Origin of the sequence: Microbacterium sp. ZOR0019, assembly GCF_000800925.1 — a bacterium.
GTDB classification, from domain to species: domain Bacteria; phylum Actinomycetota; class Actinomycetes; order Actinomycetales; family Microbacteriaceae; genus Microbacterium; species Microbacterium aurugineum.
The window spans coordinates 22,185-46,769 of sequence record NZ_JRKC01000077.1 but is presented as its reverse complement, the minus strand read 5'-3'; the positions used below and the strand labels follow the sequence as shown (position 1 = coordinate 46,769).

Here is a 24,585-nt window from a genome sequence, read left to right as displayed (position 1 = left end):
CGCGGCCCATCGCCCGTCTGACTCGGCACCGCCACTACCGCCCGAGGTAAGGCAACCCTTACACTAGGCACATGCCCGAGATCCTCTCCTTCTCCGCCGCCCTGCGCGAGCGCTCGTCGGGATCGCACTCCCGCAGCGAGACCGCCGGCTTCATGTCCGACCTCCTGAAGGGCGAGGGCTCACGCGAGGACTACATCTCCCTCGTCGCGCAGCACTACTTCATCTACGAAGCGCTCGAAGGAGCCGCCGAGCGCATGCGACAGGATCCGGTGGCGGCGGTCTTCCTCAGCGACAAGCTCACGCGACTCCCCGCGCTGGAAGCCGACCTGGAGTTCCTGCTCGGTGGCGACTGGCGCGAGCAGATCGTGCCGCTGCCCACCACCGTGCGCTACGTCGAGCGCATCCGCCAGGTGGGCGCCACGTGGGCGGGCGGCTTCATCGCCCACCACTACACCCGCTATCTCGGCGACCTCTCCGGCGGGATCTTCATCGGCCGGGTGATGGCCCGTCGGTTCGGCTTCGAGACGAACGGCATCGGGTTCTACCTGTTCGACGACATCGCCGACCCGTCCGCATTCAAGGACGTCTACCGCGAGCAGCTCGACGCCGCCCCGTGGGACGACGCGGAGCGTGAGCGTGTGATCGACGAGGTGCTCCTCGCCTATCGATTCAACACCGAGCTCTTCGAGGATCTCGACCGGGCCCGCGCCGCCGCCTGATCCCTCTTCCGTCAGGTCTTCGGCAGCTCGGGCGTCGACGCCGCCAGCCAGGCGTCGCGCATGAACCGGCGCACGTCTTCGTCCACCCGGATGTCGCGTGGCCGCAGGTCGCGTGACAGGTACAGGCCGTCCAGGGACGTCAGTCGACTCAGCGCCACGTACGTCTGCCCCGGCGCGAAAGCCCCGGATCCGAGGTCGATGATCGCCCGCTCGTACGTCTTGCCCTGCGACTTGTGGATCGTGACCGCCCAGGCGAGACGCAGCGGGAACTGGGTGAATTCGGCGACCACGTCGCGGGTGAGCTTCTTGGTGTTCTGGTCGTAGGCGTAGCGGAAACGCTCCCACACGGCGGGCTCGACGTCGACCTCCTCGCCGTCGATGTCGACACGCACAGCGCTGCCGAGGATGCGCGTCACCGTGCCGATGGTGCCGTTCACCCAGCGCGGCGGCTCGCCGGACATGGCGGTGTCGTTGCGCAGGAACATCACCTGCGCCCCGACCTTCAGCTTCAGTTCGCTCTCGGCGGGCAGGGCGGCTTCACCGCGTCCGAAGTCGCCGCTCACCTCGGCCCGCGCGGTCTGCTCCTTGCCGGGCAGCGCATTCAGGTGCTGGCTGTTGATCTTGTTCACGATGTCGTTGCGCGTCGCGAGGGTGATCATGGGCACCTCGCCCGGCTCCGGCTCCGGGGGCGTGCGTCGTCCCTGCGTGTTCAGCACCCCCGCGATCTCCGCCGTGACGCGGCCGTAGCGCACGGCGTTGAGCATCGATTTGAAGCCGTCGTCGGACTGCCGGTGGATCTGCACCAGTTCCCGCACGTGCAGTTCAGCACGGGTGTCGACCTGGAACAGCCCCTCCTGGTCCGAGAGCCCCGATCCCCCCGCCCAGACCTTGGCGTCGAAGAACCAGAACGAGCGGTAGTGGTCCTGGACGTAGCGGGCCTCGTCGCCGCGGGGTGGGACGGGAGCGAGCTGGTAGGGGTCACCGAACATGACGACCTGGACACCGCCGAAGGGCTCCCCCCTGCGCCCCCTGGCCTGGCGCAGGGAGCGATCGATCGCGTCCATCAGGTCGGCGTTGACCATCGAGATCTCGTCGATCACCAGCGTCTCGATGGCGTTCAGGATGCGCCGGGTCGCGTCGTTCTGGTCGATGTCGGCGTCGCCGATCAGACCGATCGGCAGACGGAAGAGGGAGTGGATCGTCTGGCCCTCGACGTTGAGCGCCGCGACGCCCGTCGGAGCGCAGATGGCGATCTGCTTCTTCGTGTTCCAGGCGAAGTGCTGCAGCAACGTCGACTTCCCGGTGCCGGCGCGACCGGTGATGAAGACGTGCTCGCCGGTGTCCTCGATGAGCCGGAACAGCTCTTGCTGCTCCTCGGACAGGGCGGGAAGGGACACGGCACTCACAGGGGGCAGTGGGCGGAATACGGGGCGCCTCCCATGCTATGTCCCGGCATCCGCGCCCGGCCGCCGACGCTCGGCGTCCCCCCAGGACGCACTCCTAGACTGGCGCCATGGAGCGGGCCAGGTCGAGCGCGCCCCGGCGGTCACGCCTGGGCGTCGATCTCGCGATGCTCGTGGTGGTCGGGCTCATGCTCGTCGCAGCGATCGGCGCCGGAGGTGCCACGCTGTACCAGCAGTTCTACGGCCCGTCCGCGTTCGTGACCCGCTACCTCGACCTGCTCTCCTCCGGCCGCGCCGCAGACGCACTACGGGTGCCCGGCGTCGCGATCGACCGCGAGATCCTCGAGGAGTCCGGCATCGACCCGGCCGCGTCCGAGGCCATGCTGCGCCGCGCCGCACTCGCACCGCTGACCGATGTGAAGGTGGAGTCGGAGGAGCAGGCCGAAGGCGGCACCGCCGTCACGGTGAGCTACGAGGCGAGCGGTCACGCCGGCACCAGCACCTTCCTGATCGAACAGGACGGCTGGGCGGGCGTCACCCCGAACTGGCGCTTCGCGGAGAGTCCGCTGGCCGTCGTCGAGCTCACGGTCCGCGGCGTGGATCAGTTCGCCGTGAACGGCTTCGAGGTCGACCGACGGCAGGTGTCCGCAGCGGGCACCGAGGCCGACGCGATCGAACCGCTGCCGCTGCTCGTGTTCACCCCGGGACTGTACGCCGTGACGGTGGACACCCCGATCGCGACGGCCTCCGGACACGGTGTGCTCGCGGACACCCCGCTCGCCGTCACGCCGCTCGATGTGCAGACCACGCCGACAGACGAATTCGTCGAGGTCGTGCAGCAGCGGGTCGAGGAGTTCCTCACCGCGTGCACCACGCAGGACGTGCTCCTGCCGACCGCCTGCCCGTTCGGCCTGCGGGTCACGGACCGCATCTCGTCGCCGCCGAAGTGGTCCATCGCGACGCAGCCTCAGGTCACGGTCACGCCCGACGGCGGACAGTGGCAGATTCCCACGACCGATGCCGTCGCGCACGTCGAAGTCGAGATCCAGTCGCTCTTCGACGGCTCCATCGACCCCGTATCGGAAGACGTGCCGTTCCAGCTCAACGGAACCATCGCGATCCTGCCCGACGGTTCCGCGTCCATCAAGATCGGCTCACCGGGCGAACCTCCCGTCGACTGACGGATTCACCCGCGGGCCTCAACGCCTCTCGCGCTCCTCGCGACGCTGGTCCTGAGCGGCGAGCTCGGCCAACTTGGTGTTGTACTCCTCGAGTTCCCTGTCTCCGGTGCGGTCCGCATGCCGGTCGCGCCGACGCTGCAGCTTCGTGTCGCTGCGGCTCCACTGGATCGCGACCGTGATGGCCAGGATCAAGGTCGGGATCTCGCCGATGGACCAGGCGATGCCGCCGCCGACGTACTGGTCCTGCAACGGATCGGCCCCCCAGTCACGGCCCATCGATCCGAACCACTCCGCGACCATCAGCCCCTCCTGCATCATGATCGCGATGCCGAAGAAGGCGTGCATCGCCATGACGGCGATCAGGGTGATGAGGCGGCCGGGGTAGGGAAGTCGGTACGGCACCGGGTCGGCACCGATCAGGCTCATCACGAACAGGTAGCCCGAGATCAGGAAGTGGATCACCATCCACTCATGACCGATGTGCTCGACCATCGCCCACCGCACCAGGTCGGTGAAGTAGAACGCCCACAGCGACAGGATGAAGATGGCCGCGGCGACGAACGGATGGGTGACGACCCGGGCGAACGGCGAATGCACGGCCCACATGATCCACTCGCGGCCTCCCCGGGTGCCGTCGTCGCGCTTGTGGATCGCGCGCAGGGCGAGTGTGATCGGTGCGCCCGAGACCAGCAGCAGCGGGATGGCCATCGACAGCATCATGTGGCCCATCATGTGGATGCTGAACAGGTACTCCTGGTACGCGTTGAGCGGGCCGCACGTCACCCAGAAGAGCATGAGCAGCCCGAGCACCCAGAAGACCGTGCGATGGATCGGCCAGCGATCTCCGCGCAGATGCAGGCGCCGGACGCCGGCGAGGTAGAAGAACAGGCCGAAGGCCGCGACGACGATCCAGAGCACATCGAAGTCCCACGCCGTGAACCAGCGTTCGAGCGTCAACTCGGGCGGCAGCGTCGACCCGGTGAGGATCTGGGCGGGCGTCTGCGCGAACGCGGCGACCTCACCGGTGGGAGGGGGCGTGCGCGCGAGCGCGGCAGCGGCGCCGGACGCGAACCCCATCAGCGCGACTTCGCACAGGACGAGGAGCCAGAACCAACCCGCCGCACGCTGTCCGGCGAGCTTCGGGATGAGGCGAGCGCGGTACCAGGCGCCGAGAAGTCCCATGCCGCCCAACAGCGCGGCTTTCGCGAGCACGATCCAGCCGTATTGTGTCCTCCACAGCGCGTCCCAGCTTCCGACGGCCACGATCGACCGGGTCAATCCGGAGAAGGCGACCACCGCGAACGCCGCGATCGCGAGGGAGGAGTAGCGTCCGACGAGTCGAGCGGTGTCGACGTCACCGCGCCCGCGGAGCAGCACGAGGAGCAGGAGCCCACCCAGCCAGACCGCGGCACCGACCGTGTGCAGCAGGATCGAGTTGACGGCCATGTTGTGGCCTGCGAGGTCGCCCGCGTGCCCCTGCGTCGCGAGGGGGATGAAGGAAGCGGCGGCGAGCAGTGCGGTGATGAGCGTGGGCGTCCACGAGCGCCAGGCGAAGGCGAGCACCGTGATGATCGCGCCGAAGATCGTCGTGATGAGCCAGGACTGTCCCAGAGGCAGCTCCAACAGGAAGCGGCCGAGCTGCGTGCCGAACTCCCGCTCGATGCTGAGCTTCGGGTTGAAGGCGGCCATGAACGCGAGGAACCCGGCGAGGCCCGCGGAGACCGTGAAGACGGCAGCACCGACGGAGGCGATGTTCAGCGCCGCATCGAAGGAGCGCTCCCCTGCGCGTAGACCGAACAGCGCGAGGACGAGAGAGCCGAGCATGACGGCGGCCGACATGTTCATCACGAGTTTCGCGAGCGGGGTGCCCCAGAGCACGATCGGCCCCGGATCCTGCAACAGCGGTGCATCGGCACCGCCTCCGACGACGAGCGCCACCACCAGGGCCATCAGCGCGGCGACGAGGAGGATGACCACCCCGGCGATTCGATACGCCGAAATCCGACTCGTCGACTCGCTGCGGGAACTCACCCCTCCAGCCTAGGCGCGCCGGGAGGGGCGAGAGCACGAAGGCCGCTCCCGTCGGAACGGGAGCGGCCTTCGAAGAGGTGCGGTCTGCTTACTTGACGGCAGCCTTGAGCTTGGAGCCAGCGGTCACCTTGACGCGCTTGCCGGCCGGGATCTTGATCTCGGCGCCGGTCTGCGGGTTGCGGCCCGTGCGAGCAGCGGTGTCGACCTGCTCGAAGGAGATCCAGCCCGGGATGGAGACCTTGCTGCCCTTGGCAACAGCGTCGGAGACCGTGGCGAACAGCGAGTCGAGGACACCGGAGACGGTGGCCTGGCTCTGGCCCGTGGCGCTAGCGATGCTCGCGACGAGCTCGGTCTTGGTGATGGACTTGTCAGCCATGTCATCCTCCAGCGACGAGATCCCGTCGCATCGTTGTGGGTATCGGGGCGGGTGCCCCTGGTCTAGTGACCGCCTCGAATGTATCAACGACCACCCACATATCCGCGTCATTTCGCGGGTTTTGGGCAATTACTGGGCGTGTCGCGTCACATTCGTCACTCCAGTCACAGTTTTGGGGAACTCACGCGGTGCGCGCGCGGGCTGACGCAGAACTCTCGGGGTGAGGAGATCTCTCGCTGGTGAGGAGAATTCGCGCTGGCGAGGAGAACTCGCGGGATGAAGGAGCACCCGCGGGATGAAGGAGCAGTCGCAGGGTGAGGAGAACCCGCGGGATGAAGGAGCAGTCGCAGGGTGAGGAGAACCCGCGGGATGAAGGAGATCTCACGGAATGAAGGAGCAGATGCGGAATGCACTCCTTCATTCCGTGAGTTCTCCTTCGCAACGCGAGGCGTGAGTCCAAGGAAGCAGGCGATCAGGAGGGGGGCGATCAGGAGAGGGCGATCAGGAGAGGGGATGATCAGGAGGGGTGATCAGGAGAGGTGGGCGCCCTGCGCCACGGCCTCCATGATCACGGACTGCACCTCAGACCAACGGTGCATGACCTGTTCGTAGCTGAAGCGCAGCACACGGTAGCCACGGAGGACCAGCTGCGCGTCGTGAGCGATGTCCTTGTCCCGCTGCTCCCCGGTGTGGGTCGCACCATCGATCTGGATCACCAGTCGATCACCGATGAGGACATCCACCCGCCGATCGAGGCACCAGGCTTGTGGCAGCATACGGAGCCCCAGCCAGCGGAGCCGATGGATCACGATGGTCTCCAGCCCCGAGTCCGCGAACGGTCGCGCCCGCTCGAGGAGCGCTCGTGCCGGCGCCGGAAGGTCGAGGCCACGGAGGCGCGCGGCATCGACGTACCCCTTGTTCATGGCCGACTCCCAGATGACCAGGGCGGTCTCGAACGGCTGGCATTGCGCGATCACGGCCAGCACGTTGAGCAGTTCATCCACCGTCGCGTCGGGGGGACGAGGGACCACCGGTTTCGACCAGTGCACGACGACCTGGGACGGCACCCGGATCCGCGCCGCGTTCGGGCGGGCAGCGACGTGCAGTGGCGTCTTCTCCGGAATCCAGAGTCCTCGCCTCTCCGCCGCCGTGACACAACTGAGCACGACACCGTGAGCCGCCGCCCCGACGATCTGGGGGTCGGCATCCGGCAAGGCCACCCACCCCTGCCGCACGGTGACGACCTCGAGACGCTCCTTCGACCGCCGGAGCGAGTGCGCACTCACCCCGGCCGCGCGCAGAGTGCGCACCCGCGCGACCCCTCCACGACGCCAGAGCTCATCCACGGGATCCATCGGACGATCCTGCCTCCAGCGGGCGCGCGCACGCCGCCCGATCACCGGGAGAAGGGCTGAGCTCGATCGCCGAGGCTTCGGTGCAGGAACAGACCCCTGAAGGAGATCTCACGGAATGAAGGAGTGGACCCAGCGTTCGCTCCTGCAATTCGCGAGAAGTCCTTCAGAACGCGCGGGGCGGGACAGGAGTGAGGGCAGCAGGAGGGCAGCAGGGGGAGGGCAGCAGGGGAGAGGGAGCAGGTGCGGCAGGGAGAGAGGGCAGTAGGAGGGAGGGATGGATGCAGGGAGGGTGGAGACGCGAAAGGGGCGAGGATCCGAAGATCCTCGCCCCTTTCGGCTGTCTGCTGAGACTTACCAGCTCGACTTGGTCACGCCGGGCAGCTCGCCACGGTGTGCCATGTCACGGAAGCGGACACGCGAGATGCCGAACTTCGTGAGGACACCGCGGGGGCGGCCGTCGATGACGTCGCGCGAACGCACGCGAGCAGGCGACGCGTTGCGCGGCAGCTTCTGCAGGCCGACGCGTGCGGCCTCGCGGGCCTCGTCGGTGGCGTTCGGGTCGACCAGGGTCTTCTTCAGCTCGGCGCGACGCTCTGCGTAACGCTCGACGATGACCTTGCGCTGCTCGTTGCGAGCGATCTTGCTCTTCTTAGCCATTGATCAACGCTCCTCTCGGAATTCGACGTGCTGACGGATGACCGGGTCGTACTTCTTGAGCACGAGGCGGTCGGGGGTGTTGCGGCGGTTCTTCTTCGTCACGTAGGTGTAACCCGTGCCTGCCGTCGAACGCAGCTTGATGATCGGACGTACGTCCTGAGCCTTCTTGGCCATTAGAGCTTCACACCCTTCGCCTGGAGGTCCTTGACCACGTTCTCGATGCCGCGGACGTCGATCACCTTGATGCCCTTGGCGGACACGTTGAGCGTGATCTTACGACCGAGCGACGGGACGAAATAGGTCTTCTTCTGCACGTTCGGGTCGAAGCGGCGCTTCGTCCGGCGGTGCGAGTGCGAGACGTTGTGACCGAAGCCGGGAACAGCTCCGGTCACCTGGCACACTGCTGCCATGATGGTGACTCCTTCTATACCGTGAGGCCGGACGGCCCCACCCAAGATCCCTTGTCTGCACGCAACCCGACCCGCCGATCTCTCGGCCGCGGAAGGAGAAGCATGCGAACTGCGCACAGGAGTGTGCGCAGACAAAGAGTCAGTTTAGCACGGCGGTGATTCAGGCTCGGACGGCTTCGATCAGCAGGGCCGCCCCCGGATCCAGCAGCGGCAACGGCACACCGACGGACTCGAAGAAGGCACCGGATCCCTCCACCCCGGAGTCGATCCACGCGGGGTCAGCAACCTGGTGTCGTGCGACGTTCCCGAGATCCTCCCGCATCCGCAGGCGATACCGCTGCGTCGCCGGCAGACCGGGGATCCGCGTGCGCGGAGTGAAGCCGTCGACGGACGTACCCAGGCGCACCCAGGCGTAGACGGCACGCGAGCCGTCGACCGCGACCACACCGTGCAACAGCGTCTGGTCATCGACCTCATCGGCGCGCACCGTAACCCCCGAGTGCAGCAGCGGACGCAGCTCGCGATACAGCGCCGCCCAACGAGCCAGCGTCGCGCGCTCGGCATCCGTGCAGCGGGTGATGTCCCACTCGATGCCGGCGTGACCGAACAGCGCCGTGGTCATGCGGAAGGGCAGCGACGCCGACCGATGGGTCGTCTCGGCGATCGGCGGCCCGACGTGCGAGCCCACGAGTTCGGGAGGGAGGAGGGTGCCGGTCCACCGCTGGATGAGCTGACGCTCCACGGGATCGTTCGAGTCCGAGGCCCACACGCGCTGTGTGCGCTGCACGACCCCGAGGTCGACACGGGCGCCGCCACTCGCGCAGGACTCGATCTCCAGAGCGGGATGTCTCCCGCGCAGCGCGTCGAGCAGGGCGTAGAAGGCGGCCGTCTGCGCGTGCACGGACGCGCGTCTTGTGTGCGGTGAGACGGCCGCGTGCAGGTCGCGGTTGTGATCCCACTTGATGAAGTCGACCCCGATCTCCGAGACCAGGGCGTCGATGCGTTCGAGCAGGTGAACGGCCGCGGCGGGGTTGGCGAGGTCGAGCACCTTCTGATGCCGCCACGTGGCCGAGTCCGCCGAGGCCTGGAGCACCCAGTCAGGATGCTGCGCGGCGAGCTCGGACACCGGGTTCACCATCTCGGGTTCGAACCACAGGCCGAACTGCATCCCGAGCGAATGCACGTGATCCGCGAGAGGTCGGAGGCCGTCGGGCCACTTGGCATCGTCGATGAACCAATCGCCGAGTCCCGAGCGATCATCGGGTCGTCCGCGGAACCAGCCGTCGTCGAGCACGAAGCGCTCGACGCCGACGGTTGCCGCGGCCTCGGCGAGCTCGATGATCTTCGCGGGGTCGTGGTCGAAGTAGACCGCCTCCCACGTGTTCAGCACCAGCGGTCGCGGCGTCGTGGGGTGACCGGGGAACGAGCGCACCGTCCGGTGCAGACGCGACGACACGGAGTCGAGCCCGCTCCCGCCGTAGGTGAGGAACACCCGCGGCGACACGTAGGTCTGCCCCACACCCAGTCGGATCTCGCCCGGCAGCAGCAGCTCTCCCCCACCGAGAACCGCACCGTGCACTCCGGCACCCTCGGGAAGCCGCTCGACACCGACCTCCACGTCGCCGCTCCACGCGACGTGCGCTGTCCACAGCTCGCCACGGCGGAAGCCGAATCCGTCGGTGCCGACCGCGGTCATATAGGGGGCGTCGTGGCCGCCGCGACCGCGGCGCACCTGACGCAGATGCACACCGTGACGCAGGGCACCCCGCTGCGGGCGGCGCTCTCCCGTCCATCGTCCGGTGTGGTCGAGAATCTCGGTCGCGTGCGCGGGGATCGGCAGCAGGATGCGGGCGGCCAGCAGGTCCAGCGGCACCGCGTCATCGGCGGCTGTGCTCGTGACCGACAGCTGCGCGGTGAGCACGCCATCGACGTCCAACGCGAGGTCGAGCACGGCGGTGGCCTCGGCCTCGGCATCCGCGAACTCCGCCCGCAGCGATGTCGCCGAGACCTCCCACCCGCTCGCTCGCAGCAACGGGGCGCTGTGCAACCCCGCCCGATGCCAGGCGAGCGCCGGTGCACCCGACCACCCGTCGGCTTCGACGGCGAGCAGCGGGAAGGTGCGCGGAACGTCGAAAGAGCTGAAGGTCACAGCGCCGGTCGATGACGACACGAGAGCGTCCAGGTCGAGCGGGTCGAGCGCCGCTCCCCAGTGCAGTACCCGGGCGGCCGCCGTGTCGATGACGACACTCACACCGCCCGAGGTCAGGTGGACCGTTTCTGACATGTCTCTCCAGACGCGAGGAGGAGGCCCGCCCCGTGCGAACGGGGGCGGGCCTCCGAGGGTATTACTCCTTGACGGGGATCGACGCCGCCTTGAGCGCGTCGACGGTCGCCGTCTGGCCCTTCTCGATCGCGTCGAGCAGGGTTCCGCTGCCGCTGACAGCAGCCTTGAAGCCGTCCGAGATGTCCGCATAGGTCTGGGTCATGGTCGGACCCCACGCGAAGTCGGGGGAGACCTGGGTGGCGGCATCGGCAAAGATGTCGTAGATCTTCTGCCCGCCGTAGAACTCCACGCCCTCACTGAAAACCGGCAAAGCGAGTCCCGCCGTCGTGGCGGGATAGAGGTTGGCCGCGTCGGCGAGCGCAGTCAGCGCCTCATCCGACGTGTTGAGCCACAGCGCGAACGTGGTCGCCTCGTAGAGGTGTTCGCTGCCCTTGAGCACGGCGGTCGAGGATCCACCCCAGTTCCCGGCCGCGGTCCCGCCGTCCTTCCACTGCGGGAGCGGAGCGACGGCCCACGAGCCCGCGGTGTCGGGGGCACCGCTGGAGATGGAGTTGGCACCCCACACCGCGGAGTTCCAGGTCCAGACTTCGCCCGAGTTGTAGGCGTTGTTCCACTCGTCGGTCCAGGCGGGCACCGTCGCGACGAGGTCGTCGTCGAGCATGCCCTGCCAGAAGTCGGCGACCGTGGTCGTGGCGTCGTCTGCGAGCGTGACGGTCCAGCCCTCGTCGTCGCTCGCGAACCATTGGGCGCCGTCCTGCCACGCGAAGCCGGCGAACTGGTTGATGTCCGACTGTGAGAAGTTGGTGATGTAGCCGCCGAGGTCGCGGATCTTCACGGCGGCCTCACGGTACTCGTCCCAGGTGGTGGGGATGGCGATGCCGTTCTGCTCGAACAGGTCGGCGCGGTAGAACAGCGCCATGGGCCCGGTGTCCTGCGGAACGCCGTACACACCGTCGGTGCCGAGCGTCACCTGCCCCCAGGCCCAGTCGACGAACTGATCCTCGGCTGCGACGACATCTGCGCACGCACTGAGATCTTCGAGGCCGTCCTGCACGAGGAAATTCGGCAGAGCGTCGTACTCGATCTGTCCGAGGTCGGGGGCGTCGCCGGCCTTGATCTGGTTGAAGAAGTTCTGATATGTGCCGCCGTTGCCGTTGGGTCCGGTCTGCACCTTCACCTGGATCTCGGGGTTGGCATCGTTCCAGATCTTCACGACGTCTTCGATGCCGGGGATCCAGGAGGTGAACTCGAGCGTGACGTCACCGTCGGCCGGGGTGCAGGAAGCTGCGGCGTCGCCGCCTCCGGTGCTGTCTCCGCCGCCGGCGGAGCAGCCTGCGAGCGCGAACGCCGAGATGGCGATGACGGCCGCTGCCTTCTTCTTCGAATGCTGCATTTCGATCCCTTTCATGGATGCGATGGGGTGATGCGGGGATGGAGCGTCACGCGGGAGATCCGGGTGACGACCTGCTCACTTCAGGGCGCCGGCGCCCAGTCCGTTGCGCCAGAAGCGCTGGAGCAGGAGGAATGTCACGATCAGCGGGATGACCGACAGCAGGGCGCCGATCAGGACGAGACCGCGGAGTTCGGGGAGCTGGTTCAGCTGGTTGTTCCAGTTGTAGAGGCCGAAGACGACGGGGAAGAGCTCTTCACTGCGCAGCATGATCATCGGCAGGAAGAAGTTGTTCCAGATGGCCACGAACTGGAAGAGGAACATCGTCACCAGAGCCGGGGTCATCAGACGGATGCTGACAGTGAAGAAGGTGCGGATCTCTCCCGCCCCGTCGAGGCGGCTCGCCTCGAGGAGTTCGTCCGGCACCGAGGAGGCCGCGAAGATGCGCGCGAGGTAGACGCCGAACGGGCTCACGATCGAGGGGAGGAAGACCGACCAGAACGTGTTGGTCAGCTGCGCTTGGCTGAAGATCAGGAACAGCGGCAGCGCGAGAGCCGTCGCGGGGACGAGCACTCCTCCCAGCACGATGTCGAACAGCAGGTCGCGGCCGGGAAAGCGGTACTTGGCGAGCGCGTAGCCCGCCATGGCCGCCAGAAGCGTGGCGATGGCTCCGCCGAGAGCGGCGTAGAGCATCGAGTTGCCCAGCCAGCGCAGGTACACGCCGTCCCGGTAGGTGAACAGCTCAGCGATGTTGTCGAAGAGGTGGAAGTCGGCGAACCACAGCGGCGCGGTGGTGAGGATGTCGCCGGTCTCCTTGCTGGAGGCGACCAGCAGCCACCACAGCGGAAGCAGGAAGTAGACCGTGAACACGGCCATGATCAGCATGGCACCCGTGCGGGAGATGCCCGATTCCCGAGCGGTGCTGCGGCGCCGGCCGGGCGCGACGATCGACGCGGTGGTCATGCGTTCTGCTCCTTGCGCTGCATGTACTTCATGAACCCGAACGACAGCACGAACGTCGTCACGGCGAGCACGACCGAGAAGGCAGCCGCCAGGTTGGTGTTCGGGATGGACGCCGTGGCGTACACGGTCATGTTCGGGGTGAAGGTGCTGGTCACGGCCGAGCTGAACGACCGGAACACCTGGGGCTCGGCGAGCAGCTGCAGCGTGCCGATGATCGAGAAGATCGCGGTCATCACGATCGCGGGCCGCACCAGCGGGATCTTGATCGACCAGGCGATCCGCCATTGGCCTGCGCCGTCGAGGCGGGCCGCTTCGTACAGCTCCTGCGGGATCGACAGCAGTGCCGAGTAGATGATCAGCATGTTGTACCCGACGTAGACCCAGGTCACGACGTTCGCGATCGACCACAGCACCAGGTCGGCGCCGAGGAAGTCGATGTTCTTGGTGATCGCGGTGAAGGGCGAGAGGTTGGGCGAGAACAGCGAGCCCCACATAATCGCGGCGATCACGCCCGGCACCGCGTAGGGCACGAAGAACGCCAGACGGAAGAAGCGCTTCCCGCGCACGAGAGGCGAGTCCAGCAGCAGGGCGAACAGCAGGGCGAGGCCCAGCATGACGGGCACCTGCACGACGCCGAACAGCAGCATGCGCCCCATCGAGCTCCAGAAGGCCTCGTTCTGGAAGACGAGTACGTACTGGGTAAGGCCGCCGAACACCTGCTCGGCCTTGCCGAAGGTGCCGTCGCGCTCGACGACGAGCAGGGACTGCCAGAACGCGTAGGCGATCGGCACGACGTAGAACAGTGCGAACAGAACGCCGAACGGCACGATCAGGAAGGCGATGGCCCCCTTGTGCGGGACGCGCCGACGGGCTCGCGCCGCGGTGGGCGCGGAGACCGCCGAGGCGGTGAGCGTGGTGGTCATACATCCTCCTTGATGATGCGGACGGCCCCAGCCGGCACGATGCCGGTGGCGGGGGCGTCCGTGACGAACTCATGACCGGACGCCGTGACCTCGGCGTCGGTCGACCCGTGGTTGACGACGAACAGGAAGCTGCCGGTGTCCCCGACCCGTCGGACGATCTCGACGTCCGGCCCCGCGCCCGGCGCCCGTGCGGCACCGGCGGCGACGGCGATCCGCGTCATCAGCCCGGCGTAGTCCGCTCGCGAGAGCTGGGTGGAGAGGAACCAGGCCGCGCCGTCGCCGGCCGCCCGCCGCGTGATCGCCGGACCTCCGGCAGCGGGGCCGTCGACGAACGATGCGACCACCTCGGCGTCGGTCGCCGCGAACCGCTCGCTCCAGACGGTGCCCGTCGTGCCGTCGGTGAGGGTGACGACCTCGCCCGGGCGCAGCGGAGCGAACTCCTCGGAGCGGATGCCCAGCAGATCGCGGAACGCCCCCGGATACCCGCCGGTGCGCACGCGATCCTCCTCGTCGACGATGCCGCTGAAGAAGGTGATGAGCGCGACGGCACCGCCCTCGACCGCGCGTGCGATGGCCGCGGCGTCCGCATCGCTCAGGAGGTGCAGGGCCGGCACGATGAGCAGACGGTAGCCGTCGAGGTCGCCGCCGGGGCGCACGACGTCGGTGGTCAGACCCGCATCCGACAGCGCCGCGTGAGCCGCATGCACCTGTCCGAGGTAGGTCAGCGCCTCGCTCGGACGCCCTTCGTTCTCGGACGCCCACCAGCTCTCCCACGAGAAGAGCAGCGCGGTGTCCGCGACGACTCGGGTACCGGCGACCTCACCGAGGCGATCGAGCAGGCCACCCAGTTCGACGACCTCACGCCACTGGTTCGAGTCCTCACCGGCGTGGGGAACCAGGGCGGTGTGGAACTTCTCCGCACCCTGCGTCGAAGCCCGCCATTGGAAGAAGCAGATCCCGTCGGCACCGCGAGCGAGGTGGGAGGCGATGTTGCGCCGCATCTCCCCCGGCGACTTGGCGAGGTTGTACGGCTGCCAGTTCACCGCACCCGTCGACGTCTCCATCAGTAGCCAGGGCTCCCCCTGCGCGAGGCCGCGCGTGAGGTCGGCAGCGAACGAGAGCTCCCCGCGGGCGTCGTCGAGACGGCGGTCGAGATAGTGGTCGTTGGCGATCAGATCCATGTCCCCCGCCCAGGTCCAGTAGTCGAGGTTGCGGATGTGCGCGGTGACCATGAAATTCGTCGTGACCGGAATGCTGCTCCGCTCCCGCAGGATCGCGGCCTCCGCCCGGTACAGCGCGAGCTGCTCGTCGGAGCTGAACCGCTGGAAGTCGATCATCTGCCCGGGGTTGCGCAGGGACAGGGCCTGCGCGGGCGGACGCACGTCCTCGAAGTCGCTGTACCGCTGGCTCCAGAACGTCGTCCCCCATGCGCGGTTCAGCGCGTCGATGTCGTCGTAGCGCTCACGCAGCCAGACACGGAACGCTTCGGCGCTGACGTCGCAGTAGCAGAGCGCGTTGTGACAGCCCAGTTCGTTCGACACGTGCCACAGCGACACCGCGGGGTGATCGCCGTAGCGCTCGACCACGTGCGTCACGACGTCGGCGGCATACGCGCGAAAGAGCGGAGAGCTCGGGCAGTACCCCTGACGACCGCCCTGCTGGAACACGGTGCCGTCCGCGCCGACCGGGAGCATCTCGGGATGGCGGGCGGTGACCCACGGGGCGGGCGAGGCGGTGCCCGTGCCGAGGTTGATGCGGATCCCGCTCGCGTGCAGAAGACCGATGATCTCGTCCAGCGCGCTGAAGTCCCAGACATCAGGGGCCGGGTTGATCGACGACCAGCCGAAGATGTTGATCGCGACGAGGCCGACACCCGCCTGCGTCATGAGGCGCACATCCTCGGGCCACACGCTGCGATCCCACTGCTCGGGGTTGTAGTCGCATCCGAAGACGAGGCCGCGCCCTGCGGAGAGGGCGGCGATGCGGTCGGACACTGCGGCGGCCATACGGAGACGCTCCTTTGCGAAGATGTGTGCACGTGCACAGATTCGGTCATGAAAGCACCGATCGGAATTTCTGTGAACGTGCACACATGGTTGCATGTCGCCGTGGAGGTCGTCAAGTCCGGGTCGCTAGGCTGTCGATCATGACCACTTCCGCCCGCCGCCGCAGCACCGTGCACGACGTGGCACGGGTGGCCGGGGTGTCGAGGGGAACCGTGAGCCGCGTGATCAACGGCGGCTATGTGTCCGACACCGCCCGGGCGGCGATCGAAGAGGCGATCCGCGAGGTCGGATACGTTCCCAACACCGCGGCGCAGAACCTGGTGCGCCAGCGCACCCAGGCCATCGCGTTCATCGTGCACGAACCGCACGCGCTGTTCCTGGAAGACCCGAACATCGGCGCCATCATGCTCGGTACCAACGAGACGCTGTCCGAGGCGGACTACCAGATGGTGTGCCTCGTGGTGGACTCGGTGCGCGACACGGAACGCGTCGCCCGCTACCTCAACGGCGGCTTCGTGGACGGTGCAGTGATCGTCTCGGCCCGCGCGCAGGATCCGATCACGAACGCGGTCATGCGACTCGACCTTCCCGTCGCCTACGTGGGCCATCCCCCTGATGTGGATGCGGCCTGGGTCGGCGTCGACAACCGCGGGGCCGCGAACGCCGTGACCTCACGCCTGATGGCGACAGGACGTAGGCGCGTCGGCATGATCGCCGCGGCGCTCGACCGTGACTCCGGCACTGATCGCCTCGCGGGATTCACCGATGCCTTGGGTGCCGACTTCGACCCGGACCTCGTCGAGGAGGCGCCGCTGTACTCGTACGCCGACGGGGCCGCGGCGATGACGCGACTGCTCGACCGCGCGCCCGACATCGACGGAGTCTTCGGTGCCTCCGATGCCGTCGCCGCCGGAGCGATGCTGGCGTTGCGCGAAGCCGGCCGCCGTGTTCCCGAGGACGTCGGCGTCGTGGGCTTCGACAACAGCTCATGGGCGACCAGGACCACACCGCCGCTGTCGACCGTCGACCAACCGGCGGAAGGACTCGGCGCGGCCGCCGCAGCCGCTGTGCTCGCCCAGTTGCGCGAAGATCAGCGTCCGCGCGTGGGGATCATGTTGCCGACGCCGGTCGTGTGGAGAGATTCCGCCTGAGCCCCTCTCCCCCACCGGAACGGCGACACGGTGGGGTCGGCATCGATCCAGAAGCGCCAGGGGAAGGCAGCGGTCCCGGCGACGCCCGCCACGCCGACCCTGGGGCCGCGCACCACATCGTCCCGCGGCTCGCCGAGCCACAACTCGGCCCTCGCCCCGTGCCGATCCTCGCCGGTGATGGCGTCGATGCCGTCATGCAGGGGATGCCGCAGCCCCACGGCCTGTCCGAGACGACCGGGCCCACGCGCCAGATCCCGCCGGGCGATGCGGCTGAGCGGAAGCGTCGCACCTCGGCGCCGTGCCGCGGCATCCTCCCCGGTCACGATCTCCCCCGCACGCAGCAGCACGCCGTCGCCCTGCCCGATCGGCCCGCACACCACGTTGACGCAGGAGTGGATGCCGTGACTCAGATACACGTAGAGATGTCCGGGCTCGCCCCACATGGTGGCGTTGCGCGGCGTGCGTCCCATCCGCGCGTGGGACCCGGGGTCGGCGATCTCGCCGGTGCCCTGCCCGTGGTAGGCCTCGACCTCGGTGATGCGCAGTCGCACCTCGACAGGTCCGCGTTCGTCCGTCGCGGGCGCGAACGTCCGAAGCTCGGCCCCGAGCAGGAGCGGCGCGACCTCGACCGCCGAGCCGCTCAGGTCCGCACGGACCGCTCGTCGCAGACCATCCTGCTGCGGCATCTCAGAACCGCGGGGCCGTCTGGCACCAGGAGGCATCGAAGCCGGTGAGAGCGACCATCTCCTTGCCGCTCTCCATGTCGATGAGGTGCGTCTCGACCTGCTCGGGCAACGGCAGCAGCATTCCGTCGTAGGGGTTGTTCGCGAGGTCGGGCGCGATCGCCACGGCCGCATACTGACCACTCGGGGAGGCGCACGCCTGCAGGATCGAATCGGTCGCCCCGATCTCGACCAGCGGGGTGGCTTTGCCGTCGTCGTCCACGCGGATGACGGCCTGTCCGATCGGGAGTCCCGCATCGTCACGGGCGACGACGTGCCGGAGCGTGCCACCGGGGAACGGAGTGATGGAGGTCGCCGTCCCGTAATCGGGGTCGGATGCTGCGAGCGGCTGCTCCGATCCGTCCGCGAGGTTCAGTTCGACGACGGCCCCGTCGAGGCGCTCCACGATGGCGGTGTAGGTGCCGCGGGAGATGCCCTGGATCATGGCGGCGAGACCGAGGGACTGCACACCCGCGTCGCTCGAGCGGTCCACGAGGGACAGCGCACCGTCGAAGTCGATGAACAGCACGGCGGCGCTGTCGGGGACGAACTGCCACACGAAGACACTCGCCTCCGCACCGGCGACCTCGATCACCTGCGGCTCGTCCTTGCCGCTCAGCGACTGGGTGACGAGCACGCTCGCCCGCCCTTCGTCGTCGCTGAGCTCGCGGTCGGAGTAGCTGTAGCCGACCAGGCCACCTCGCTCCGAGACCTGGACGGCGCCGACGTAGCCGTCACCGGGCAGGTCGAGTTCGCGCTGGTTCTTCCCGTCGCGGTCCATCACGAGCAGGTGGGAGCCGTCCTCTTCCTCCACCGCGACCACGAGCTGCGTCGAGGTGGCCCGGAAGTCGTTGATCTTCTCGTGCTCGTACACCGCCACCCCGTCGCCCTTGAGGTCGGTGAGGAAGATCTTGTCCTTGCCGTCGACGTCTCGGCGCAGCAGGAAGATGGTGGACGGCGGCGTCGTGAACGACGTGGTCAGGGTCGTCGACGGACCGCCACCCGCACCGGCCACGTCGGCCACGCGGATCGTGTACTCCGTCGAGTCGTCGAGCGGCACCGTGAAGCGGACGCCGACGCCGCGCCCCGAGGCATCGACCGTGAACGGCGTCGCCGGCTCGACGGTGACCTGCTCGGGATCGATGTCGGCGAGCGCCTGGTTCGCGGTGAGGATGACCCTGCTCCCGGAGGACTCGATCGCATGTTCCGCGTCCACCTGCACGTCGCTGATCCGCGGGCCCTGCAGGAGACTGACGATGCCGAGCCCGGTGCCGGCGAGCACGAGGACGCCCAGCACCGCACCGAGTGTGAGGAGGAACCTCCGCGGGTTCCGCGGCGCGCTCGGGGCCGGGGCCGGGGCCTCGGACGCGGCCGTCAGCGGGGGCTCGGCGGGAGGGGATGTCGCCGCCTCGTCGTCGATCTGCGGGGCGGCGCCCACGAACACGGGCTCAGGTGCGACAGGGACGGCCGGCAGCGCGGTCGCTTCGGCGTCCTCCCGCGCGGCAGCCTCGAACGCGGCCATCTTCCGTGCGGCCGCCTCCTGCTCCGCGACCTCCCGTTCACCGGCTCGGCGCACAGCCGCCTCCCGAAGAGCGGCGTCCCGAAGAGCGGCCTCACGGACAGCGGCGTCGTCCTCTGCGGCTTCCGGCTCGTCGGCGGGGTGCGCGGCGTGATCCGGCGGGGTGACCGCACGCTCGATCCGCTCGGCCTCCGCCGCCTCTGCGGCTTCACGGGCGGCGCGCAGCTCGGCGCGGGTCCGCGGAACGGCGGGCGTCTCGGGGCGCTCGTCGTCAGTACTCATACGGGTCCCCGGGCTCGTCGATCGCGACGACGTCGGTCGGTTCGATGTGGAGCTTGCCGTCGCTGTCCGCGCGCACGGTGCCGGTGACCTCGACCCACTGTCCGGTCGGATAGTCGCCCGGATCGACGGTGACCGGCAGCGCGGCCGTCTGCGCATCGATCACGCAGTGCGTGATGACCAGCCGGGTCAGGTTCACGCCGTCGCCCGATCCCGGGGTCACGAAGCCGGTGAGGGTCACGGGCGCACCGTCGTAGGCCGAGGTGTTCGTGGACGCGGCGAAGACGCTCGCCCAGTCACCGACGCCGAAGGTCGAGGTGTCGGCGACGCCGAGCGCGACGCTGTCGGAGCCGGCGAACAGCGCGCTCTGCTCCCCCGCGCGCGACATCGCGAGTTCGACCGAGAGCGAGGCCGGGGGCAGCACCAGGGCCGCGATGACGACGCCCGAGGCGATCACCCCTCCTGTGACCGCGCCGACACCCGCGAGGGAAGGGCGGCGCGGGGTCGCGGACGAGCCGGATTCCGTGTCGTCGGAGACGTCCGTGCCGTGTCCGTGTCCGTGGTCATGACCGTGATCGCCCTCTTCGCCGAGAGGCAGGGTGCACGACCAGATCGCGCCGGCCAGGGTCACGACCGCGGCCGCACACGCGAACCACACGGTTTCGGGGCTGATGTAGAGCGTGAGGCGGTCCGTGACGCCGAGCCCGAGAGTCACGACCGCGATCACCGCGGCAAGGCCGACCCCGAGCCAGCGGATGGCGAGGGCACGCGCACGTGTGGCGGTCTGCTCAGACAAGGACGTTCACCCCGATCCCGATCGCGAACGCCGAGGCGAGGACGATCCCGACGATCCCGACGAGCGTGCGCCCGGTGAAGGTGGTGCGCATGAGCGCGAGCATCTTGATGTCGACGAGCGGTCCGACCAGCAGGAACGCGACGATCGCGCCGGACGAGAACGTCGAGGCGAACGACAGCGCGAAGAAGGCGTCGACGTTCGAGCAGATGGCGACCGTCATCGCGAGCGCCATCATGGCCACGATCGACAGCACCGGGTTCGAGCCGATCGCAAGCAGCCACTCCCGGGGGATCAGCACCTGCACGGCACCGGCGAGTGCGGAACCGATGACCAGCGCGGGCATCACGGCGCGAAGCTCGATGAGGAACTGGGTCAGGCTGCGGCGCACCGGCGTCCCGGGCTCGTGCGTCACCCGGTCGCAGGTGTCGACGAAGCGCTGCGTGAGCATGCCGTCGGGGTCGGGGTGGCGGCTGTAGATCCAGCCGATCAGGTTCGCGATCAGGTATCCGCCCACGAGGCGCGCGACGAGGATCCCGCCGTCCCAACCGAACGCGGCGTGCGTGGTGAGGATCACGATCGGGTTCACGATCGGCGCCGCGATCAGGAAGGTCATCGCCTCGGCCGGGGCGAGACCGCGCATCATGAGCCCTCGGGCGAAGGGCACGTTGCCGCACTCGCACACCGGGATGAGCATCCCCAGCAGCGACAGCACGGCCCGCCGCGCCCACGCGCGCTTCGGCAGCCAGCGGTGGATGACATCGGCGGGCAACCAGACCTGCACCACGATCGACAGCAGCACGCCGAGGATCACGAACGGGAGCGCCTCGATCAGCACGCTCAGGGCGAGGGTGAGGCCGTCCTGCGCACGGGTGGGCAGCGACGCCGGGAACAGCGTCGGCAGGAACGCATCGACCAGGAACAGTGCCGCGATGATGACGGCACCGAGGCCGAGGCCGATCCATGCCGAGCGCGCAGTGGGCGCCGGGCGATGGGAGTGACCGTGACGGGTCGCCGTCGCTGCCGAGGGGCTCACGCGTTCGCAGTCCGTTCGGCGTCGCGCTTGTTCGCGCACGGGGTGCACAGTCCGAAGATGTCCACCACGTGAGCGGCGTCCGTGAAGCCGTGCAGGGCGGCGGTGCGATGCGCCCACTGCTCGACGTCCTTGGCCTCGATCTCCACGGTCAGGCCGCACGATCGGCAGATCAGGTGGTGGTGGTGTCCCTGGGTCGTGCAGGCGCGATACAGCGCCTCACCCTCGGGGCTCTGCAGCGAGTCGGCGTCACCGGAGGCGGCGAGTCCCGCGAGAGCGCGGTACACGGTCGCCAGGCCGATGCCCGTGTTGTCGTCGCGCAGGGAGGCATGCAGGCTCTGCGCACTCACGAATCCGCGAGCGTCGGCGAGTGCTTCGCGCACGCGTTCGCGCTGCCAGGTGTTCCGCTGAGCCATACGTCGAGTCTAGGCCGCTGCGGTTGGCGAGGGCTGGGAGCGGCCAGGACCCTTTCGAATCGCGTGAATGGTCGCATCTCGGGCTGATTCCCGACCAATTGCGCGATTCGGAAGCACGGTCTCAGACCCGCACCCGCCGGACCCTGGCCCGCGCCCGCTGCACGATCCAGCACACGACGTAGATCGTGAACGACAGCGTCGTGATGTACGGGCTCACGGGCAGCGTGCCGGCGAGGGCCAGCAGGATTCCGCCGACCGCCGAGACGAACCCGAAGAGCGCCGCGAGCAACGGCACGGCGATCGGACCGGCCGTCACACGCATGGCCGCGGCCGCCGGGGTCACCAGCAGTGCCATCACGAGCAGCGCCCCGATGATGTGCACGCTCACCGCGACGATCAGGCCGAGCAGCACCATGAACAACAGGCTCACCGCGCGGGTCGGCACACCACGGGCGGCAGCGGATTCCGGGTCGAGGGAATCGAAGCGCAGAGGGTTCCACATCACCAGGAGTCCGATCAGCACGACCAGGCTGATCCCGATGAGCCACCCGAGGTCCGGCGTGGAGACCGACACGATCTGCCCCGTGAGCAGGCTGAAGCGGTTGGCGCTGCGACCGTCGTAGAGCGAGAGGAAGAGGATGCCGAGACCCAGTCCGAACGGCATCAGCACACCGACGATCGAGTTTCGGTCCCTGGCCTTGGCCCCCAGGATGCCGATGAGGATCGCGGCGGCGAGCGCGCCCGCGAGGGATCCGGCCACGACGCTGCCGCCGAAGAGCAGAGCCGCCGCGGCGCCCGCGAACGACAGCTCGCTCACGCCGTGCACCGCGAAAGCCAGGTCGCGCTGCATCACGAACACGCCGATCAGACCGCCGACGACACCGAGGACGGCGCCCGCGATGATCGAGTTCGCGAGCAGGGCCACGAGCTCGCCGTAGTCCTGGAAGGAGAAGACGTCGCTCCAGTCGACGAGCGGCACCATGACCGATGCGACGTTCATGCGACTCCTCCGTGCTCGTGATCGCCGTGGTCGTGGTGCGGTTCGGCATCCGGAACACCGACGACGACCAACCGGTCGCCCGCACGGAGCACGAACACCGGGGTGCCGTAGAGGTCGGTGAGCACGCGGGTCTGCAGCACCTCGTCCGGAGTCCCGAGCAGGAACCGCCCGCCGGCGATGTAGAGGATGCGGTCTACCCGGCCGAGGATCGGATTGATGTCATGCGTGACGAACAGCACCGCCGCCTCGCGCTCACGCCTCTGACGGTCGATGATGTCGGTCACGGCGACCTGGTTGGCGAGGTCGAGGTTCGACAGCGGCTCATCGCACAGCAGCAGGGCGGGCTCGTCGGCGAGGGCCTGTCCGACCCGAAGCCGCTGCTGCTCTCCGCCCGACAGCAGCCCGACCCGTCGTTCGGCGAACTCCGACGCGCCGACCGCCTCGAGCAGACGGTCGACCTTCGCGCGGTCGCCGCGGTGCGGGATCGGGAAGCCGAAGCGGCTCCCCTGCACTCCGAGGGCGACGAGATCACGTGCCCGCATGCTCGTGTCCGGAGCCAGCGAGCGCTGCTGCGGGATGTAGCCGATGCGGGGGTTGCCGCGGTGCACGGGCTCTCCGGCGACCTTGATCACGCCGGACGACAGCGGCTGAAGCCCCAGGATGCTGCGCAGGAGAGTGGTCTTGCCCGATCCGGAGGGGCCGAGCACGGCGATGAACTCTCCCGGCTCGACGGTGAGGTCGAGTCCCGACCAGAGCTCCCGATCGCCGCGATGCAGTGAGGCGTCGGAGATCTCGAGGACCGGATTGTCGCGCGGTGCGGCGCCGCCGCTCACGACTCGACGGCGGCGGCGAGGCTCTGGATCGCGTCACTCATCCACTCAGAGTACGACGATCCGTCCTCGAGCAGCTCCGTGAAGGCGACGACGGGGATGCCGGCCTCCTCGGCCGCGGCCTCGACGCGCTCGGTCTCCGCACCACCGGTCTGAGCGTTGGTCAGCAGAGCGCCCACCGTGCCGCTGCCGATCACATCGAGCGCTTCGAGCAGGACGGCGGGCGCGACATCGGTGCCCTCTTCCACGGACTCCGCGAATCCTTCCGGGGTGACGTCGGTCAGGCCCGCAGCCGCGGCGAGGTACCCCGGAAGCGGCTCGGTGATGAAGACCTCGACACCCGCGGCGTCCGTCTTGATGCCCTCGAGGTCGGCCTCGAAGCCCTCCAGGTCGGCGATGAGGTCGTCGGCGTTGGCCGTGAAGTCCTTCGCCCCGTCGGGGTCGAGCTCGGCCAGCTCCTCGCTGATCGCCTCGACGACGTGGATCATGGTGTGCGGGTCGAACCAGACGTGCTCGTTGAAGCCCTCGATGTGGTCGTGGCCCTCATGCCCCTCTTCACCGTCGGCATGATCGTGGTCGTGCCCCTCTTCCTCGGGCGCATCGGTGGCGGACTCGTCGGCGTGGTCGTGGTCCGCGTCGTCGTCGTGGCCCTCATTGCCGGGGAAGTCGTGCGAGTACTCGACGGCCGTGATGACGTGCGGGTCCTTCGCATCCTGCAGCAGCGTGTCGATGAAGGCGTCGTATCCCCCGCCGTTCTCGATCACCAGGTCGGCCTTCTGCACCGTGAGCCGGTCGCGGGCACTCGCCTCGTAGGAATGCGGGTCCTGCGAGGCGGAGGTGATGATCGACTGCACGTCGACGCGGTCACCGCCGATCTGCGCGGCGATGTCCCCGTAGACGTTCGTGCTCGCGACGACCGTGATGGTGCCGTCGTCGCCCTCCCCCGCGGCGGGGGTGGAGCATCCGGCCAGCGTGAGGGCGGCAACGGATGCGAGGGCGAGGACGAGGACGGGCTTCTTCATGCTCCCACTCTAAACGCTAATGAGAACCATTATCAAACTGAGAGTCGAGCCTCTCCTTTTTCCTGCCGTCCACGCCCCCGTCTGTCGCCGAGACCCCCGCTGACGCGCGGCGACAGGCGGGG

At 68.5% G+C, this 24,585-nt stretch carries 23 protein-coding genes; 3 read left to right on the top strand and 20 right to left on the bottom strand.

Features of this window, described 5'->3' with window-relative positions; genetic code table 11:
• Positions 1-71: 71 nt before the first annotated feature.
• Entirely contained in the window at positions 72-719 is a 648-nt protein-coding gene (locus L978_RS15715; RefSeq protein WP_047524216.1) for a biliverdin-producing heme oxygenase, read from the top strand.
• Positions 720-730: 11 nt separating this feature from the next.
• Here L978_RS15715 and L978_RS15710 read toward each other — a convergent pair whose 3' ends face one another.
• On the bottom strand, positions 731-2,116 hold the full coding sequence (locus L978_RS15710) for an ATP-dependent DNA helicase (protein WP_047524258.1): 1,386 nt from the start codon (positions 2,114-2,116) through the stop codon (positions 731-733).
• A 116-nt stretch (positions 2,117-2,232) separates the two neighbouring features.
• Here L978_RS15710 and L978_RS15705 point away from each other — a divergent pair, with 116 nt between their 5' ends.
• Positions 2,233-3,303 (top strand): hypothetical protein, encoded by a 1,071-nt coding sequence (locus L978_RS15705; RefSeq protein WP_047524215.1) that lies wholly within the window; start codon positions 2,233-2,235, stop codon positions 3,301-3,303.
• Positions 3,304-3,321: 18 nt separating this feature from the next.
• Here L978_RS15705 and L978_RS15700 read toward each other — a convergent pair whose 3' ends face one another.
• The 11 genes from L978_RS15700 to L978_RS15650 form a co-directional block, all read right to left on the bottom strand.
• A complete protein-coding gene (locus L978_RS15700; RefSeq protein WP_052193812.1) occupies positions 3,322-5,253 on the bottom strand; it encodes a cytochrome c oxidase assembly protein in 1,932 nt (643 codons plus the stop codon).
• A gap of 169 nt (positions 5,254-5,422) precedes the next feature.
• Positions 5,423-5,710, bottom strand: a complete 288-nt coding sequence (locus tag L978_RS15695) for an HU family DNA-binding protein (RefSeq protein WP_017203554.1) — start codon at positions 5,708-5,710, stop codon at positions 5,423-5,425.
• 530 nt (positions 5,711-6,240) lie between these two features.
• Positions 6,241-7,065: an endonuclease domain-containing protein gene (locus L978_RS15690; RefSeq protein ID WP_047524214.1), complete on the bottom strand. Its 825-nt coding sequence runs from the start codon at positions 7,063-7,065 to the stop codon at positions 6,241-6,243.
• Between the two features lie 351 nt (positions 7,066-7,416).
• Positions 7,417-7,722 (bottom strand): 30S ribosomal protein S14, encoded by a 306-nt coding sequence (gene rpsN, locus L978_RS15685; protein ID WP_017829734.1) that lies wholly within the window; start codon positions 7,720-7,722, stop codon positions 7,417-7,419.
• Positions 7,723-7,725: 3 nt separating this feature from the next.
• A complete protein-coding gene (rpmG, locus tag L978_RS15680; RefSeq protein ID WP_017203558.1) occupies positions 7,726-7,896 on the bottom strand; it encodes a 50S ribosomal protein L33 in 171 nt (56 codons plus the stop codon).
• Positions 7,896-8,132 carry a 50S ribosomal protein L28 gene (gene rpmB / locus L978_RS15675; RefSeq protein WP_017203559.1) on the bottom strand — a complete coding sequence of 79 codons (237 nt, stop codon included), beginning with the start codon at positions 8,130-8,132 and terminating at the stop codon, positions 7,896-7,898. The genes rpmG and rpmB overlap by 1 nt, the downstream gene beginning before the upstream one ends.
• 160 nt (positions 8,133-8,292) lie before the next feature.
• A complete protein-coding gene (locus L978_RS15670; RefSeq protein WP_047524213.1) occupies positions 8,293-10,416 on the bottom strand; it encodes an alpha-galactosidase in 2,124 nt (707 codons plus the stop codon).
• A gap of 61 nt (positions 10,417-10,477) precedes the next feature.
• On the bottom strand, positions 10,478-11,809 hold the full coding sequence (locus tag L978_RS15665) for an ABC transporter substrate-binding protein (protein WP_047524212.1): 1,332 nt from the start codon (positions 11,807-11,809) through the stop codon (positions 10,478-10,480).
• A gap of 75 nt (positions 11,810-11,884) precedes the next feature.
• Positions 11,885-12,769: a carbohydrate ABC transporter permease gene (locus tag L978_RS15660; RefSeq protein ID WP_081997091.1), complete on the bottom strand. Its 885-nt coding sequence runs from the start codon at positions 12,767-12,769 to the stop codon at positions 11,885-11,887.
• A complete protein-coding gene (locus tag L978_RS15655) occupies positions 12,766-13,692 on the bottom strand; it encodes a carbohydrate ABC transporter permease (protein ID WP_047524211.1) in 927 nt (308 codons plus the stop codon). The genes L978_RS15660 and L978_RS15655 overlap by 4 nt, the downstream gene beginning before the upstream one ends.
• Complete coding sequence (locus L978_RS15650) at positions 13,689-15,698, bottom strand: beta-galactosidase (protein ID WP_052193809.1); 2,010 nt, start codon at positions 15,696-15,698, stop codon at positions 13,689-13,691. Before L978_RS15650 ends, L978_RS15655 begins: the two co-directional genes overlap by 4 nt.
• A 140-nt stretch (positions 15,699-15,838) precedes the next feature.
• Between L978_RS15650 and L978_RS15645 the strand changes: the two genes are divergently transcribed.
• Positions 15,839-16,849, top strand: coding sequence for a LacI family DNA-binding transcriptional regulator (locus L978_RS15645; protein ID WP_047524210.1), 1,011 nt, complete (start codon positions 15,839-15,841; stop codon positions 16,847-16,849).
• Here the strand turns inward: L978_RS15645 and L978_RS15640 are convergent.
• The 8 genes from L978_RS15640 to L978_RS15605 all read right to left on the bottom strand — a co-directional run bounded on the left by L978_RS15640 (position 16,789) and on the right by L978_RS15605 (position 24,463).
• Positions 16,789-17,535, bottom strand: coding sequence for a DNA-3-methyladenine glycosylase (locus L978_RS15640; protein WP_052193808.1), 747 nt, complete (start codon positions 17,533-17,535; stop codon positions 16,789-16,791). The genes L978_RS15645 and L978_RS15640 overlap by 61 nt on opposite strands.
• A 1-nt stretch (position 17,536) precedes the next feature.
• A complete protein-coding gene (locus L978_RS15635; protein ID WP_231555081.1) occupies positions 17,537-19,372 on the bottom strand; it encodes a hypothetical protein in 1,836 nt (611 codons plus the stop codon).
• Positions 19,362-20,165 (bottom strand): TIGR03943 family putative permease subunit, encoded by an 804-nt coding sequence (locus L978_RS15630; protein WP_081997089.1) that lies wholly within the window; start codon positions 20,163-20,165, stop codon positions 19,362-19,364. The genes L978_RS15635 and L978_RS15630 overlap by 11 nt, the downstream gene beginning before the upstream one ends.
• Positions 20,158-21,198 carry a permease gene (locus L978_RS15625; protein WP_052193807.1) on the bottom strand — a complete coding sequence of 347 codons (1,041 nt, stop codon included), beginning with the start codon at positions 21,196-21,198 and terminating at the stop codon, positions 20,158-20,160. Before L978_RS15625 ends, L978_RS15630 begins: the two co-directional genes overlap by 8 nt.
• Positions 21,195-21,611 carry a Fur family transcriptional regulator gene (locus L978_RS15620; protein WP_047524209.1) on the bottom strand — a complete coding sequence of 139 codons (417 nt, stop codon included), beginning with the start codon at positions 21,609-21,611 and terminating at the stop codon, positions 21,195-21,197. Before L978_RS15620 ends, L978_RS15625 begins: the two co-directional genes overlap by 4 nt.
• A gap of 121 nt (positions 21,612-21,732) precedes the next feature.
• Complete coding sequence (locus tag L978_RS15615) at positions 21,733-22,593, bottom strand: metal ABC transporter permease (protein ID WP_047524250.1); 861 nt, start codon at positions 22,591-22,593, stop codon at positions 21,733-21,735.
• Between the two features lie 14 nt (positions 22,594-22,607).
• Positions 22,608-23,444 carry a metal ABC transporter ATP-binding protein gene (locus L978_RS15610; protein ID WP_047524208.1) on the bottom strand — a complete coding sequence of 279 codons (837 nt, stop codon included), beginning with the start codon at positions 23,442-23,444 and terminating at the stop codon, positions 22,608-22,610.
• Positions 23,441-24,463: a metal ABC transporter solute-binding protein, Zn/Mn family gene (locus L978_RS15605; protein ID WP_047524207.1), complete on the bottom strand. Its 1,023-nt coding sequence runs from the start codon at positions 24,461-24,463 to the stop codon at positions 23,441-23,443. The genes L978_RS15610 and L978_RS15605 overlap by 4 nt, the downstream gene beginning before the upstream one ends.
• Positions 24,464-24,585 lie beyond the last annotated feature (122 nt).